At 64.3% G+C, this 14,077-nt stretch carries 19 protein-coding genes; 14 read left to right on the top strand and 5 right to left on the bottom strand.

Annotation, left to right across the window (positions count from 1 at the left end; translation table 11 throughout):
- A partial coding sequence (locus GTW58_RS12170) for a GyrI-like domain-containing protein (RefSeq protein ID WP_168023529.1) occupies positions 1-565 on the bottom strand: 565 nt, incomplete at its 3' end.
- Positions 566-941: 376 nt separating this feature from the next.
- On the opposite strand from GTW58_RS12170, the gene GTW58_RS12165 reads away from it, so the two are divergent.
- From GTW58_RS12165 to GTW58_RS12130, 9 genes are all read left to right on the top strand, one after another.
- Entirely contained in the window at positions 942-2,300 is a 1,359-nt protein-coding gene (locus GTW58_RS12165; RefSeq protein WP_119933702.1) for a TadA family conjugal transfer-associated ATPase, read from the top strand.
- Positions 2,300-3,160: a type II secretion system F family protein gene (locus GTW58_RS12160; protein ID WP_119933708.1), complete on the top strand. Its 861-nt coding sequence runs from the start codon at positions 2,300-2,302 to the stop codon at positions 3,158-3,160. The genes GTW58_RS12165 and GTW58_RS12160 overlap by 1 nt, the downstream gene beginning before the upstream one ends.
- Positions 3,157-4,098: a type II secretion system F family protein gene (locus GTW58_RS12155; protein ID WP_119933701.1), complete on the top strand. Its 942-nt coding sequence runs from the start codon at positions 3,157-3,159 to the stop codon at positions 4,096-4,098. The genes GTW58_RS12160 and GTW58_RS12155 overlap by 4 nt, the downstream gene beginning before the upstream one ends.
- Positions 4,099-4,250: 152 nt before the next feature.
- Positions 4,251-4,481, top strand: a complete 231-nt coding sequence (locus tag GTW58_RS12150; RefSeq protein WP_209436552.1) for a hypothetical protein — start codon at positions 4,251-4,253, stop codon at positions 4,479-4,481.
- The gene (locus tag GTW58_RS12145; protein WP_119933700.1) at positions 4,478-4,924 is read left to right on the top strand and encodes a TadE family protein; all 447 of its coding nucleotides are present in this window, start codon (positions 4,478-4,480) and stop codon (positions 4,922-4,924) included. Before GTW58_RS12150 ends, GTW58_RS12145 begins: the two co-directional genes overlap by 4 nt.
- Positions 4,905-5,369, top strand: a complete 465-nt coding sequence (locus tag GTW58_RS12140; RefSeq protein WP_209436551.1) for a hypothetical protein — start codon at positions 4,905-4,907, stop codon at positions 5,367-5,369. Before GTW58_RS12145 ends, GTW58_RS12140 begins: the two co-directional genes overlap by 20 nt.
- A complete protein-coding gene (locus tag GTW58_RS12135; RefSeq protein WP_232818130.1) occupies positions 5,366-5,845 on the top strand; it encodes a pilus assembly protein TadG-related protein in 480 nt (159 codons plus the stop codon). The genes GTW58_RS12140 and GTW58_RS12135 overlap by 4 nt, the downstream gene beginning before the upstream one ends.
- A 619-nt stretch (positions 5,846-6,464) precedes the next feature.
- Positions 6,465-6,791, top strand: a complete 327-nt coding sequence (locus tag GTW58_RS15165) for a nucleotidyl transferase AbiEii/AbiGii toxin family protein (protein ID WP_370448294.1) — start codon at positions 6,465-6,467, stop codon at positions 6,789-6,791.
- A complete protein-coding gene (locus tag GTW58_RS12130; RefSeq protein ID WP_157980586.1) occupies positions 6,758-7,036 on the top strand; it encodes a hypothetical protein in 279 nt (92 codons plus the stop codon). Before GTW58_RS15165 ends, GTW58_RS12130 begins: the two co-directional genes overlap by 34 nt.
- A gap of 31 nt (positions 7,037-7,067) precedes the next feature.
- Here the strand turns inward: GTW58_RS12130 and GTW58_RS12125 are convergent, their stop codons facing one another.
- From GTW58_RS12125 to GTW58_RS12115, 3 genes are read right to left on the bottom strand one after another with little or no spacing between them, the layout of a single operon-like run.
- Positions 7,068-7,574 carry a Na+/H+ antiporter subunit E gene (locus GTW58_RS12125; RefSeq protein ID WP_119933697.1) on the bottom strand — a complete coding sequence of 169 codons (507 nt, stop codon included), beginning with the start codon at positions 7,572-7,574 and terminating at the stop codon, positions 7,068-7,070.
- A complete protein-coding gene (locus GTW58_RS12120; RefSeq protein WP_119933704.1) occupies positions 7,571-8,620 on the bottom strand; it encodes a proton-conducting transporter transmembrane domain-containing protein in 1,050 nt (349 codons plus the stop codon). Before GTW58_RS12120 ends, GTW58_RS12125 begins: the two co-directional genes overlap by 4 nt.
- Positions 8,536-9,567: a GlxA family transcriptional regulator gene (locus tag GTW58_RS12115; RefSeq protein WP_157980585.1), complete on the bottom strand. Its 1,032-nt coding sequence runs from the start codon at positions 9,565-9,567 to the stop codon at positions 8,536-8,538. Before GTW58_RS12115 ends, GTW58_RS12120 begins: the two co-directional genes overlap by 85 nt.
- 41 nt (positions 9,568-9,608) lie before the next feature.
- Between GTW58_RS12115 and GTW58_RS12110 the strand changes: the two genes are divergently transcribed.
- The 3 genes from GTW58_RS12110 to GTW58_RS12100 all read left to right on the top strand — a co-directional run bounded on the left by GTW58_RS12110 (position 9,609) and on the right by GTW58_RS12100 (position 12,036).
- Positions 9,609-10,583 (top strand): NADP-dependent oxidoreductase, encoded by a 975-nt coding sequence (locus GTW58_RS12110; RefSeq protein ID WP_157980584.1) that lies wholly within the window; start codon positions 9,609-9,611, stop codon positions 10,581-10,583.
- On the top strand, positions 10,580-10,987 hold the full coding sequence (locus GTW58_RS12105) for a nuclear transport factor 2 family protein (protein WP_119933694.1): 408 nt from the start codon (positions 10,580-10,582) through the stop codon (positions 10,985-10,987). The genes GTW58_RS12110 and GTW58_RS12105 overlap by 4 nt, the downstream gene beginning before the upstream one ends.
- A 62-nt stretch (positions 10,988-11,049) precedes the next feature.
- Positions 11,050-12,036 (top strand): IS481 family transposase, encoded by a 987-nt coding sequence (locus tag GTW58_RS12100; protein WP_119933693.1) that lies wholly within the window; start codon positions 11,050-11,052, stop codon positions 12,034-12,036.
- On the opposite strand, the gene GTW58_RS12095 is transcribed toward GTW58_RS12100, so the two are convergent.
- Positions 12,001-12,645: an MFS transporter gene (locus tag GTW58_RS12095; RefSeq protein ID WP_198673457.1), complete on the bottom strand. Its 645-nt coding sequence runs from the start codon at positions 12,643-12,645 to the stop codon at positions 12,001-12,003. The genes GTW58_RS12100 and GTW58_RS12095 overlap by 36 nt on opposite strands.
- A 241-nt stretch (positions 12,646-12,886) precedes the next feature.
- Between GTW58_RS12095 and GTW58_RS12090 the strand changes: the two genes are divergently transcribed.
- Both GTW58_RS12090 and GTW58_RS12085 read left to right on the top strand, forming a co-directional pair.
- A complete protein-coding gene (locus tag GTW58_RS12090; RefSeq protein WP_232818129.1) occupies positions 12,887-13,564 on the top strand; it encodes a GntR family transcriptional regulator in 678 nt (225 codons plus the stop codon).
- Between the two features lie 89 nt (positions 13,565-13,653).
- Complete coding sequence (locus GTW58_RS12085; RefSeq protein ID WP_119933692.1) at positions 13,654-14,022, top strand: hypothetical protein; 369 nt, start codon at positions 13,654-13,656, stop codon at positions 14,020-14,022.
- Positions 14,023-14,077: the final 55 nt, after the last annotated feature.

The raw sequence follows: 14,077 nt of genomic DNA, 5'->3' as shown, positions 1-14,077 counted from the left end.
TGCTGAGGTCCTCACGCAGTTGCTGAACACCGACCACAAAACCGGTGTTGCAACCACCACATGAATCCACCTTGAGCAGCACGAACAAATCTGTGCGCAGGGTGGTGGGATCGGCGTCGGGGCTGGGCATGGTCACATAGGACTCCCAGAGGGGAAGGGCCACCGTGTGTCCAGCGGCAGCCACTGCTTCCATGAAGGCTCCCCAGGCCTGCCCCAGTCCGTCGTAGGGCCCCAGGTACGAGGTCACTGCCACTGTTCCTGCCGGCAGGACTGAGCTCAGCAAGCCCTGCGGTAGGTCGCCCGGGTGCCCGTCCACCGGGATTCCGGCTTCAATGTCCACGGTTTCTGACGGCATCCGTGTGTGCAGCCCAAAGGCTGGGCCTGTGGGTGTGACTCCTGCGGCCGTCAGGGCTGGGAACAGGGCACTGTAGGTGGAGTCGTAGAACTCGGACATTGCTTCCTGGGTCATGGGCAACCCGGATCGTCGCGCCACCACAGTGGGGATCTCCGCAGCCTTGAACACCACGACGCCGTGAAAAACGTCTTGTGGGATTTCCTGAGTCATGCCGTACTCCTTGATCGTGGGCTGATGGGTCTTGGTACACCGGTTGGGGTGTCACCGTTCAAATCCACCCGGGTGTTGTGTTCCAGACTCTGGAGGGCACACGGACACCGCTGCTCCGGTCCATGTGCACCCGATCCAGAAACTTGCACCTGAAACAGCCCACATGTTCATGGAAGTGCATAGTGAGTCGAACCGTTTAGCCTAGTCGGCCGATTAAAACGCCTAGTCAGTGCAAGTTGTCCACAGGTGGCGACGGGGGAGTGTTGCAGGCCGACTCGCTCCGTCTAGATTCTTGCCCCGTAAGCAACGTATCTGACCCACACGGGCAGCTGCGTGGGAACGCGGGGTTCGGGGCCCCACGTGAAGGGGGATCGCCATGGCGCAGCTGACCAGCCGCACCTCACGCCGCCACGTGACACGGCTGAACACCACTGTGGCCCGGCCGCAGTCCACTGACGGTGATCTGACGTCCCAAGATCAGGCGCTCTCCTGGGTCCTGGACACCGTGCGTGAGCGAGTCCGCCTGCAGGGCCTGGATCCCGTGGAGACTCCTGATGAGGCCGCCAAGATCATTGATGCCGTCCTCCAGGACTATGACCAAGCCTCCGCCAGAACAGGCGCCGTCAGTTTCCTGGATCTCGATGCCACGCGCGCAGAGGTCCTGGACGCAGTCGCCGGCTTCGGTGTGTTGCAACCCTTGCTGGATGACGACACCGTGGAAGAGATCTGGATCAATGGCCCTGACCAGATCTTTGTTGCCCGCGGCGGCGAGTCGGAGTTGACCGGTCTGACCGTGGAGCACGAGGAGGTGAGGCGCCTGGTGGAGAGGATGCTGCGCCGGTCCGGTCGGCGTCTGGACCTCAGCTCCCCGTTCGTTGATGCGTCCCTGCCGGACGGCTCCAGACTGCACGTGGTCATCCCGGATGTCACCCGGGAGCACTGGTCGGTGAACATTCGCAAGTTCATCGTGGCGGCTCGCAGGCTCTCCGATCTCACAGGGCTGGGGTCCATCACCCCGGCGGCCTCAGCATTCCTGGCCGCCTCCGTCCGGGCTGGTCTGAACATTCTGGTGTCCGGGGCAACACAGGCGGGCAAGACCACCATGCTCAACTGCCTGTGCGCAGAGATCGATCCCCGTCAACGGGTGGTCACCGTGGAAGAGATCTTTGAGCTGCAGGTGCCCCTGCGCGACGTCGTCGGGATGCAGTGCCGTCAGCCGAACCTTGAAGGCACAGGTGAGATTGCGTTGCGACGTCTGGTCAAGGAGGCACTGCGGATGCGACCGGACCGGTTGATCGTGGGGGAGGTTCGCGAGGCCGAATCCTTGGACATGCTGATTGCTCTGAATTCCGGTCTGCCCGGCATGTGCAGCATTCACGCGAACTCGGCCAAGGACGCCGTGACAAAGATTTGCACACTGCCCCTGTTGGCCGGTGAAAACATTTCATCGAACTTTGTGGTCCCCACCGTGGCATCCTCCTTTGACCTGGTGGTGCATTGCCGACGACGACCAGACGGCTCACGTGAAGTGGAGGAGATCCTGGCCCTGGGCAACCGGGTGGAGAACGGGATCATCGAGACCTACCCCGTGTTTCGGCGAGTGCACGGCGATCTGGTGGCCGTGGCCAGCGAGATCCCGGCTCTTCCCAAGTTCGATCTCAACGCAGTGCCGACGGCGGGCCTGCTGTCTCCGGAGGACGTCACCGAGACCGCTGCGAAAGTCCGGGGATCGTGATGGGCGTGCTTCTGGGGCTCTGTCTGGGGGCGGGGCTGTTTCTGATCTGGTGGTCGTTCTGGGAGCGCCCCGCCAACTCACGGCGTCGTCGAGCGCACCGCAATGGCGCGTTGCGTTCACGGTTGGACCGGGCCGGACTGCACGATGTGCGGGTCAGCGCCCTGGTGGTCCTGTCAGCTGCGTGCACGGTTGTGGGTGGTCTTGTGACCTGGGCACTCACGGGTGGGACGGTGTTCGGGATCTGTGCTGCCATTGTGGCCACATTCTTGCCATGGGCTCTGTTGGGGCAGCGGATGCGACGTCGGGCCAAGCAGTTGAGAACGGTGTGGCCAGACGTGGTGGATTTGTTGCGCTCAGCCATTCGTGCGGGAATGTCCCTGCCAGAAGCGCTCTCCCAGCTGCAGCACCGGGGGCCGGAAGCTGTTCAGCCGGCCTTTGCCCGGTTTGCCGCGGATTACCGGGCAACGGGTCAATTCATCCCCGCACTGGATGCCTTGAAGGCCGAATTGGCGGATCCTGTGGCGGACAACATTGTGGAGTCACTGCGGGTGACCAGGGAAGTTGGCGGAACTGATCTGGGCCGACTCCTGGGGACCCTCTCAGAGTTCCTGCGTGAAAGTTCCAGGACCCGCAGCGAATTGGAAGCTCGGCAGTCCTGGACAGTGAATGCGGCACGCCTGTCCGTGGCGGCCCCATGGTTGATCCTGCTGCTGATGACCAGCCAACCGGCGGCGGTCCAGGCCTACGACTCACCGGTAGGTGCCGTGGTTCTGTTGGGTGGTTTGGCCATCTCTGTGGTGGCGTATCGCCTCATGCTTCGCCTGGGGGCACTGCCGGAACCTGAGCGGGTGCTGCGATGAACGTTCCATTGGCAGTTCCCCTGATCCTGGGATGTCTGTTGGCCACAGGGCTGTGGTTGATGGTCATACCGGCACCGCAGGACACAGGCCGAAAACTCACCCGCCGAGTCATGGCTCAGATGCGCGCGACCGATGCCACAGTGCGCCATGCCGAACAAACTCGGGCACGGCGCGAACAGGGCGCACTCGGTATTGCCGCCTACCTGGTTTCTCCCGTCACCGCGTTGTGGGATCGGCGTTCGTCAGGGGAATCCCGGCGACTGCTGCGCGCACGCTTGGAGCGTGAGGGGGCTGACCGCTCCGTCACGGACTACCGAGCCGAACAGGTCATGGCGGTGGTGGCGGGAGCCGCGATCGGCTTGGTCTGGGGATTCGCTGCCGTGGTGCGGTTCGGTGCACCAGTGGCAGTGATTGCGCTCTTGATGGTGGGTGGCTGTTTGGCTGGTGCTTGGTGGCGTGGCTGGTGGTTGAACCAACGGATCGCCTCGCGCGAGAAGCGCATGTTGGCCGAGTTCCCAGCGGTTGCGGAGCTGCTGGCCCTGTCCGTGGGGGCCGGTGAATCCACCATTGGCGCCTTGGAGCGGGTCAGCCGTGTGGCAGACGGAGTGTTGGCAGAACAGTTCCGTGGAGTTCTGGTGCGCACCAAGTCAGGTGTCCCGCTGGTTCAAGCCCTGCAGGAGTTCTCCGACCGAGTGGGTGTTTCTCACATCTCCCGATTCGTGGACGGGATCGTGGTGGCTTTGGAACGGGGAACTCCGCTGGCCGAGGTCCTGCGCGCCCAGGCCCAGGACGTGCGCGACGAGGACAAACGCGAGCTGATGGAAGTGGCAGGTCGCAAGGAGATCGCCATGATGGTGCCGCTTGTGTTCCTGGTTCTGCCCTTGTCCGTTCTGTTTGCGGTGTTCCCGGGTATCGCTGTCCTGCGATTGGAGCTGTGATGTCTCCAGCTCCTGCCCTGCAACCGCCCACAGACGGCACCCCCGCTCCATCCCCACGGGCGGCCGGTGTGCACCTGCCGCCCGCGCCGTGTCCGGCGCTCTCAATCGTGGCTGTCAAACATTCGACGGCCCTGAACCGAAAGGTCAAGATCATGAACCACAACACGAACCAGCACCGGGACATCGCATCTGTTGCTGATCACTCCCGGACACCCATCGAAGTAGAGGCCTCCAGCCTTGACCACCCGGATCGCGGCGATGTCCCCGGGTGGGTCATGCTGACTCTCATGAGCGCAGTTCTGGTGGCCGGACTGTTGCTGATCGCGCAGCCGGCATTGGAGGGGCTGTTCAACGACGCGATTTCGAGGGTCTCCGGGCAATGACCTTGCCCGGGAGGTGGCTGTCCGGGCGTCGTCGTTGCAAGCGGCGGCTGTCCGATGCCAAGGCATCCCATGATGAGCGCGACGCAGGGTCAGTTGTGGCTGAATGGGCCATGGTGGCTGGTGTCACGGCGGTGCTGTTTGCCGTGACGTTGCAAGTGATATTCGCCCTTCACGTGCGCAATGTGCTCATTGACGCTGCCTCCAACGGCGCCAGATACGGAACACTGGCGGATCGCGGTCCCGGTGATGCCGTGCAAAGAAGCCGCGATCTGATCACCGACACGGTGGGGGCCCCTTTCGCCGGTGACATCAGCGCAAACCCCGCCACTGTGGACGGCATTGCCACCCTGGAAATCACCGTGGTGGCGCCACTTCCGATCGTGGGGCCGTTCGGACCGCCAGGGACTCTGGAGGTGACAGGCCATGCCGTGGACACTTCATGATGGTGCTGAGGCCCTTGCCAACCGCCAACCCTCGCCCGACCCGGACGAAGGTTCAGCGTTGGTGGAGTTCTCCGTGCTGTCCGTGATCCTCTTGGTGCCGATCGTGATCTTTGTTGCGGTGTTGGCACAGGCTCAGGCTGCTTCGTTTGCAGCAGTCGCCGCGGCCCAACAAGGCTCTCAGGTCATTGCCAATGTGCCGGCTGAGGAGTTGAACCTGGCCTCTGTGGAAGCTGCTGCACGACTGCCGGCCGCGGATCAGGGCTTGTCAGCGGACGAGGTGGAGATCCGAATCAACTGTCCGGACGGCACGTGTCAGGAATCCGGGGCCGTGGCCACCGTGACAGCCGTGACCACGGTGGATTTGCCCCGAATTCCGCTGCTGGGCACCTTCCGTGTGGTGCAGATGGAGCACAGTTCCACGGTGGTTGTGGGGAGGTATGCGTGAGTGTCCCATGGCACAACCGGCTCAGGCAGCCCCACACGGACGATACAGACAACGGTCAGATCTCCATTCTGATCATCGGCATGATGCTGATTTGCCTGTTGGCTCTGATCGTCATCATGGCCATCACCTCCGTGTACCTGGCTGAGCGCAAACTCCAGGCCCACGCGGACAACGCAGCCCTGGCCGCTGCGGACAGCTTCCGCGGTTTGCGGATCCCCGACGACGGCGCCGGCCGACCAGCCGCCGAACTCACCGATGCCAGCGTGTCCGGTGCTGCGACGTCCTACCTCACAGAAGTGGGAGCCGAGTTCGACCTGGATTCGCTGAGCATCGGCGCTGGTACGGGGACCACGGACGGGAGAACGGCTCAAGTGACGCTGGAGGCTGTGGCGCACCCGCCTGTGGTCGCCTGGATCATCCCGTCCGGCGTGCCCATCAGCGCAACGGGTGACGCCAGAGCGGAGTTCGAGCAGTGATGCCAATGGTCAGGAGGAGTGTCAAAACCGTACTGATGTCGGTACGGTTTTGATTCGCAATAGAGCGGTCGGCACTGGAAGACATCGTCCGGTGCCTCTGAGAAGATGCCAGTAGCGGAAGTAGGTCGGCCATGGTTTCCCAGGGTGAGGTGCTCTCCGTTGCTGCGTTGATACATGCCGCCGATACTGCGTCTGCGGCAGAGCCAGAACCGACTGGCGTTCTGCGGCACACGGCTGCGCAGAACGCCAGTACCTGCCGGGGGCTGCTTGCCGATGGTGAGAACCTCGAAGATTGTTGGCGGTTTGGCATTCTGCAAACCTTGGACGACTACACCTCAGCACTTCACCGCGGAGGTCCTGGCCTGGCAGCTGGCGTGTTCACAGACGAACCTCCCCGCACGGGTGCAGCTGAGGTGGACGCCGCGTTTGCAGCCCTTGCCGAGTATTTGGCGGAGCGTGACGGTTGGCAGTCTCCGCACTGGGCGCACGACTCGATGCGGCGCACTGCCAGCTGGTACCCGGCTGTTCCAGCAATTCTCCACGGTGAAGCCCGCAGAGACAGCCCCGAAGCATTTCGGCGGCGGGGGATTCTGATCACCTCGCGTTCTCTGGCCAGAGCATGAGTAACGGCGGGCAACTCGATGCGAGTGGGGTCCGTGCACTCTTCCAAGACCTGTCCGACCGTTTGTCAGCGGTCCAACTTCCAGCACAGTTGTTTGTGGTGGGCGGAGCTGCCATGGCGCTGGCCTATGACCGGGGTCGTCTCACCCGTGACGTGGATGCGCTTTTTGTGCCAGCTGCCGAGGTGCGTCGGATCACCGAAGAGATGAGTAACACTCACGGCTCGAACCGGATTGGCTCAATGACGCTGTCAAAGGGTTCCTGCCGCGTGCTGACGAACAGCCGGTCACCGTGTTCGAGTCCGAATGGCTGCTGGTACAGGTAGCTTCACCGAAGTACCTGCTGGCTATGAAGCTGCGTGCTTCCCGTGATGAGCGGGACCTTGATGATGCTGTATTGCTGTTCAACAAAGTCGGTTTCACGACTGCGCAGGAGTGCATCGATCTCCTCACCGCTACATACACGACCGGTCAACTCTTGCCTCGGCACCGCTACATGTGCGAAGAGGTAGCGGTTCGCGCACAAAGTCGCCGCGATGCCCCGAACAGCGGTGCCGTGAAAAACACGTGATTCCTGGTCGTTCGACTGGCACCAACTGAAGCTACCGACCGGATCCAAGCTCCTGCCCCACAACAGCCGCCACACGATCCTCCAGATCCGCCCAGTTCTGCCCCGCGTTGAAGGCGGGGTCCAGAACATGCACCACGGCGTCGTCGTCGTGCGTGCCTTGGACCAGGGTTCCGGGCATCAAGTTGAAGGTCCCCAGGGCAAAGGCCCGGGCCGTGCCGGTGAGCCGGATGGGTACGGTGACCACCTGCGGGTCGGTGCGGCCGCCGCGGGTGGGATGTACAGCGCGCCGGGCCACGTCCGTTCCGCCCATCAGGGCCCGTTGGACCACCCAGCCTGCCAGGGTGATTCCAGCCCAGGCCCGCCGGGGGAGTCCGCCCCAGGGGCTGGGACGCGGAGGTGCCAGGACCAGGCTGAGTGCAACGGCGGCGGGAACGGCCACAACGGCGTAGAACCCGTAGGACAGGTTGCCTTCAATCAGCACCCACCACAGGCCGGCGAACAAGGCCAGACGCACCAGAGCCGAACGCAGCAACGTCATGCTCCACCTCCCCACACCAGGGCGCTGGCCACAATCAGCACAAGCATCACCACAATCGTCAGCACGCCGCTGGACCGCCACACACCAAGCCGCTGTTCCGGATGGGTGGCCATGACCGTGGCCCGCACCACCCCCAGCCAGCCGGTGGTCAAGGTGCCGGTGGCCTTGTCCCGGGCCAGCCCCACAAACCCGGCGCCGGCCCGTGCAGCCTGCCCCAGACGCCGGGCCGTGTTCTCCACGGGAACCACCAGATCACCGGGTGGGACCACCTCCGCCAACCGGGAGGCCAGGCGCGGTGACTTGCGCGGCAACCAGCGCCACACCGCAGCCCCCAGGGCCAAGCCGATCAGCACCGGCCAGGTGGCGTCCCACAGCGTCACCGGCTCCAACCCGGGCACCGAGTCCAACGGCACCCACCGGTTGGTCAGCACCCACGGCACCGATGCGCTCAAAGCCACCAGCACCAACCATGCGGGTAGCTCGGGATCGTCCTTGGGGCTGTGCGGTTCCAGGTGCGTGTTCAGCGGGATCCAGGCCATGCGGACCAGCAGCACCGTGGAACCGGTGGCCACCAAGGGCAGCAGATCAGCCACCTCAATCCCCAGCAGGGCGGTGGAATCAATGGCCTCCTTGGCCGCGTACTTGCCCACCGCACCGGAACTCAGCGGTGCGCCCACCACCACCAGGCCTGCCACCACAATGCCTGCGATCACCAGATACCGCCGCACACCCTCCGCATGGTGTTTCCACACCGGCACGCCGATGAACAGGGCGCCCTTGGCCAACCCGTGGTGCACCGCGTAGATCACGGCTGCCGTGATGCACGCCGGTGCCAGGTCCGGGGCAGCCAGCGCCGTACCGGTCAGCACCCCCAGGAAGCCCATCTGGCTGATGGTGGAGTATGCCAGCACCACCTTGGGATCGCGCTGCACCACCCCCAGCGGCACGGCAGCAAAGGCCCCTAGATGTACTGACCGGAGACGTTGATCGAATTGCTGCCAGCGGTGAAGGAGCGGCGATAGGCCTGGGGCGTTCGTCCGACGCAGCGGGTGAAGTGCGTTCGTAGGTTGCTGGCCGTGCCGAGGCCCACGAGCTCGGCGATGCGCTCGACGGGCAGGTCTGTGGACTCGAGCAGTTCTTTGGCTCGCTGGATACGTGCAGCTGTCAGCCACTGTCCGGGGCTTGTGCCGTGCTCTCGGCGGAAGCGCCGTTCAAAGGTGCGGGTGCTCATGTGCCCCCGGTGAGCGATGTCTTCCAGCGTGTGGCGCTGGTCGAGTGTCTCCAGGAACCAGTGGACCAAGTCGTTCATCGAGGGGTCCGCAGAGTGGGGCACTGGTGTTTGGACATACTGTGCCTGCCCGCCCTCTCTGAAGGGCGCCACCACACAACTGCGGGCGACGTCGTTGGCGATCCGGACTCCGCAGTCCTGACGGATCATGTGTAGGCACAGGTCTATGCCCGCAGCCACTCCACCCGAAGTGAGAACTCCGTCGTCCTCGATGTAGAGCGACTCCGTTTGCAGCTGGATGGAAGGGAACAGCTTGGCGAGCTGGTCGGCCAGTCGCCAGTGGGTCGTGGCCGTCCGGTGGTCAAGCAGGCCCAGTTCCCCCAGAAGGAATGCCCCCGAACAGACCGCAGCGACACGGAGACCAGGTCGCACGGCCTGCCCCTGCAGCAGGAGGGGGGCCAGCGCGGATGCCATGTCGCGACGGAGAACCGGGTCGAGCAGTGCGTCGCTCGAGGCGACCACGACAGTGTCAGCCTCATCGATCTGATCTACTCCTGGCAGGTCGACCGACACGCCGTCCTTGGTCAGGAGCCGTCCAGTACCCGTAGCTGACGCGATCGTGACGCCGTAGGCCGGATCATCGTCTGCGGTACGGGCCGCGCCGAACACTCGCGACGGGATCCCCGCGTCGAACAACGAGGTTCCAGGGCAAGCAATCGTGACCACGTGATGCATGACGTGATCCTTGCACAATGTGTCGTTCACGCCACTCGTCTGTGGCGGTGCTCACCGACAGGCTGATGGCCATGGACCCGTCACTGCCGCACACCATGCTTGCCGCGATCATCCCTGCGCCCGACGGGCGGCCTGAGTTGCGTCAATGCCCGGTTCCAGAACCCGGACCGGGCGAGGTTCTGGTCCGAGTCATGGCGTCCTCGGTCAACCCCACTGACGTCATGACCTGGCGCAGGGGCGTATTCGCCACAGGGCAGACAGCCCCGTTCGTGGGCGGCTACGACATGTCGGGCATCGTGGTGAAGCTCGGACGCGGAGTCACGGTGCTCGACGTCGGTGATGCGGTGACCGGCATGCCTCGCTTCCCCGCACCAGCCGCAGCGTTCGCCCAGTACGCCACTGCCCCTGCCCGCCACCTTGCACGGATCCCAACAGGCACAGAAGACCTGTCTGCAGGCGCCTGGGGGCGCTGGGCCGGACTCCCGCTCGCCGGCCTGACCGCCTATCAAGCACTGGTGGACACGGCGCACCTGCAGCCGGGGCAAACCGTCCTCGTCCATGCCGCCTCCGGCGGGGTCGGCTCTCTGGCCTGTCAGCTCGCCGTGAACCTCGGTGCGCAGGTCACGGCAGTGACCAGTAATCGCGCAAGGACGTTGGTCGAGGCACTCGGGACGCGACATGTCGTTGATCGCGCGACTGTGGACAGGCAGAGGTTCGATGGTCGTTTCGACGTCGTCCTCGACACAGTCGGCGGTGACACGACACCACGGTCCTTGGCCATGGCCTCGCCCGATGGCGTTGTCGTCGCACTCCACCCCTATGCCCACGACGACTTGGCCCAACGAGATCCACGACTGCGCCGGATGCTCGTCGAGCCTGACCATCACACCCTGGAAGTGCTCATCGAGCAGGCCGCACGAGGACGGCTCAGCGTCCAAGTCGGCGCTGGCTACCCACTGAGGCAGCTCGGCGACGCGCTACTGCACGTCGAGACCAACAAGACCCCCGGCAAGACCATCATCCACATCCAAGGAGACAACGCATGAGCACCCGCACCACCCGGCAGACCGTCGAAGACTTCTTCTCGGCCTTCGGCGCCGGCGACCTCGACACGGTCAAGAACCTGTTCGCCCCCACCATCGACTTCACCGTGCACGGGAGCTCCGCCGTTCCGTGGGCCGGTACTCGCCACACCCGCGACGAACTCGACACGTTCTTCCCCACATTCGCCGCTCTCGGACCCGCGACCGAATACACGATCCACCAGATCGTCGTCGACGGCGAGCATGCCGTCGCCCTCGGCCACAACGAGTTCCCGGTCCTGGCCACCGGCAAGAGCTTCTCCAACGACTTCGCCCTCCACTTCACAGTCCAGAACGGTCAGATCACCAGGTACCAGATGTACGAGGACACCTACGCGGTCGATCAGGCCTTCACCCCCACCAACTGACCCCCCAAGACCCCAGAGCCCGGCAGCTACCAGCTGCCGGGCTCTCACCATGTCGGAGAACGATGACTCATCCCAACGCAGCACTCACACCGCGCCATCGCCTGCTCGTCGGTCGTCTCGTCGTAGACGACGGCTGGCCGATCAGCGAGGTCGCCGCCCGCTTCCAGGTCTCCTGGCCGACCGTGAAGCGCTGGGCAGAGCGCTACCGCGCCGGCCAATCCATGCAGGACCGCTCCTCGCGGCCTCACCACTCACCTCACAAGACCTGCCCCCAGGTCGCCCGGCGCTGCATCCAGCTCCGCCTGCGACTCCGAGAAGGACCGGTGCAGTTGGCCTGCCGGCTGGGGATCGCGCCGTCGACGGTGCACCGGATCCTGACGGACGCGCACCTGAACCGGCTCTCGCATGTCGACCGCGCCACCGGAGAACCCGTCCGTCGCTACGAGCACGACCATCCCGGGGCGATGCTGCACGTCGACGTGAAGAAGCTCGGCAACATCCCTGACGGCGGAGGCTGGCGCTACGTCGGCCGACGCCAAGGCGAGAAGAACCGCGCAGCCACCCCCGACAAGCCGCGCAACAAGTACCGGGACCCGTTGATGGGCAAGGCCTACGTCCACACCGTCATCGACGACCACTCCCGCGTCGCCTACGCCGAGATCCACGACGACGAAACCGCCCAGACCGCCACAGCGGTCCTCGTCCGGGCCGTCGAGTGGTTCAACGCCCACGGCGTCACCATCGAACGGGTCCTGTCCGACAACGGCGGCGCCTACAAGTCGCACCTGTGGCGCGACACCTGCCAGGAGCTGGGCATCAAGCACAAGCGCACCCGTCCGTATCGTCCGCAGACCAACGGGAAGATCGAACGCTTCCATCGGACCTTGGCCGACGGTTGGGCCTACGCCCGCTGCTACACCTCCGAGGCCGAACGCCGGGGCGAGCTGGAGGGGTGGCTGCACTACTACAACCAGCACCGGCCCCATACGGCCTGCGGCAACCAGCCACCCTTCTCACGATTGACCAACGTCCCCGATCAGTACAGCTAGGAAGGCGCCCTGGCTGCCGGAGGTCATGGCAATCACCAGGCCGTAGCCACCGGCAATGGCGGCACCGGCCATCAGGGAGCTGCCGCTGCTCAAGGCGCTGAAGAGTGGCAAGGCGTAGACCGCACCCAGGGCGCTGCCGGTGGCAAAGACCTTGGCGGGGCCGAACCGATCGGCGGCCAATCCGCCGATCGGGGTGCCGATGATCCCAAAGACGGTACCGATTGTCACGGCTCCCAAGGCAGCGCTGCGTTCCAGACCCACGGCATCGGACGTCATCAGGGACAGGGCAAAGACCGCCATGGCGTAGTTCAGGGCATTGTGTCCGGTCACGGAGAAGAAGCCGATCACCAAGGCCTTGCCGTGGCGCCGGAACAGCTGAAGGGCAGGGACGGCCTGACGTTGGTTCTGGGACTCCACCCGGGCCAGGGCCTCCACGTATTCCGGAGTCTCCTCCAAATGACGGCGGATGAACAGCGCCAGCAGGAACAGAATGGCGGAGGCCAGGAACGGGATGCGCCATGCCCAACCCAGCAGGGCGTCGTGGCCCAGGCTGGAGACCAGCAGAAACGCGCCCGTGGCCAGCACAACGCCCGCCGGGGGAGTGGCCAAGACGAATGAGGTCAGCAGACCGGCGGCAGCACCGTACAGCGCGTAGTCCTACCACTCGATCAAGGTGCCGGTCACAGCGGCAAACAGGGCGCGCCGTGCGCTGGGGGTCATCTTGTCCGGGTGGCTCGAGGCAGTCGACGGGCCGTGGTGGCTCGGTGTGTTGGAGCTGTGCGTGACAGCTGGGGAGGCTGGAGGCTCATTTATGAAATATATTTCTAACAGCGAGTGATACAGTTCACAAGTGGCCGGCCCCAAGAAAAAGATGTCCTTGAGCTCCACCGTCAGTGACCAGCTCAGATCCATGATCCTCACGGGTGAACTCGCCCCGGGTGAGGTGGTGATCGAGTCCGATCTGGCCACCCGTTTTGAAAGCTCCAAGACTCCGGTGCGGGAAGCGCTGCGGCAGCTCACGGCCGAAGGTCTGGTCACCGTGTTGCCCAAGAAGGGTTATCTGGTGCGGGCCATGACTCAGCAAGACCTCACGGAAGTTTTGGACTTGCGGATGTTGTTGGAGCCGCACGCGGCTGCAGAGTGCGCGCGGTTTGCGGATGCGGAAACCATCCACCGGCTGCGGCAGTGCATCGATCGTCAGGAATCAGCAGGCCAGAACAACCCCATCGCCCGGACGCAACGGGCACGGTCCTTTCACCTGGAGATCGCACATTCCGCGCGCAGCACCCGATTGGTGACCACGTTGCAGCGCTGCCATGAGGAAATGGTCCGCGCGCACCACATCATCCCCCAGTTGCGTGACCACCTGGGCAATCCCCGGGAGCTGGAGGAGCACGTGGCGATCTACCGCGCCATCGCCGAAGGTCGCGGGGACCTGGCAGCCCAGCACATGCGTGACCACCTGCGCACCATCCGCTCCACCATGGGCGTTGACCTGGGAGCCGAGGCATTGCTCTGGCGAATGTGAAAGCCTCTCTCACATGAGCCACCTAGCATGGCCCACCAGTCAGATTTCATGCGCCGTTCCGCGGGAACGGGTGGCAGCAGGGAGAACAAGTGACCGGTCAAGGGCAGGATTCAGTACGGCAGGCAAAAGCATCGGAATCCATTGGCTCACGTCGCGGTAGCCAGGCACCTGCTGCCTTGAGTGCTCGCATCCAGGTGTGGACCACGTTGGTGGTGTTGCTGCTGATCACAGCCCTGCTGTTGGCGGGCAATGTCATGCACAACCTCGGAGGTGGCTCCGAGGACGGGGTCATGGGCGTCTTTGCGCCGATTGCGTGGGAAGGTGACTTTGATGGCTCGCACATTGAAGTCTGGGGTCACATTCTGATGCTGGCCGCCGGTGTTGTGCTGCTGGTGTTGTCGGTGGTTCATCGGGCCTCGGTGTTCGCGGCCTGGGCTTTGGTGGCCCTTCACAGATGAGCATGGGTAGGGGTCTTGCGCCACGGCCGGTGTCCGCCGGCGGCGAGCAGGGCGC

It is taken from the genome of Kocuria subflava (assembly GCF_012163155.1).
Lineage (GTDB): Bacteria > Actinomycetota > Actinomycetes > Actinomycetales > Micrococcaceae > Kocuria > Kocuria subflava.
Note: the sequence above shows the minus strand (reverse complement) of the source record. Positions and strands in the feature narration are given on the sequence as shown.

Excerpts from the sequence above, each read along its gene's own strand:
- GTW58_RS12155 (WP_119933701.1), top strand. The coding sequence starts at position 3,157 with ATGAACGTTCCATTGGCAGTTCCCCTGATCCTGGGATGTCTGTTGGCC.
- GTW58_RS12160 (WP_119933708.1), top strand. The coding sequence starts at position 2,300 with ATGGGCGTGCTTCTGGGGCTCTGTCTGGGGGCGGGGCTGTTTCTGATC.
- GTW58_RS12100 (WP_119933693.1), top strand. The coding sequence starts at position 11,050 with ATGACTCATCCCAACGCAGCACTCACACCGCGCCATCGCCTGCTCGTC.
- GTW58_RS12150 (WP_209436552.1), top strand. The coding sequence starts at position 4,251 with ATGAACCACAACACGAACCAGCACCGGGACATCGCATCTGTTGCTGAT.
- GTW58_RS12105 (WP_119933694.1), top strand. The coding sequence starts at position 10,580 with ATGAGCACCCGCACCACCCGGCAGACCGTCGAAGACTTCTTCTCGGCC.
- GTW58_RS12110 (WP_157980584.1), top strand. The coding sequence starts at position 9,609 with ATGGACCCGTCACTGCCGCACACCATGCTTGCCGCGATCATCCCTGCG.
- GTW58_RS12145 (WP_119933700.1), top strand. The coding sequence starts at position 4,478 with ATGACCTTGCCCGGGAGGTGGCTGTCCGGGCGTCGTCGTTGCAAGCGG.
- GTW58_RS15165 (WP_370448294.1), top strand. The coding sequence starts at position 6,465 with ATGAGTAACGGCGGGCAACTCGATGCGAGTGGGGTCCGTGCACTCTTC.
- GTW58_RS12125 (WP_119933697.1), bottom strand. The coding sequence starts at position 7,574 with ATGACGTTGCTGCGTTCGGCTCTGGTGCGTCTGGCCTTGTTCGCCGGC.
- GTW58_RS12140 (WP_209436551.1), top strand. The coding sequence starts at position 4,905 with ATGCCGTGGACACTTCATGATGGTGCTGAGGCCCTTGCCAACCGCCAA.
- GTW58_RS12165 (WP_119933702.1), top strand. The coding sequence starts at position 942 with ATGGCGCAGCTGACCAGCCGCACCTCACGCCGCCACGTGACACGGCTG.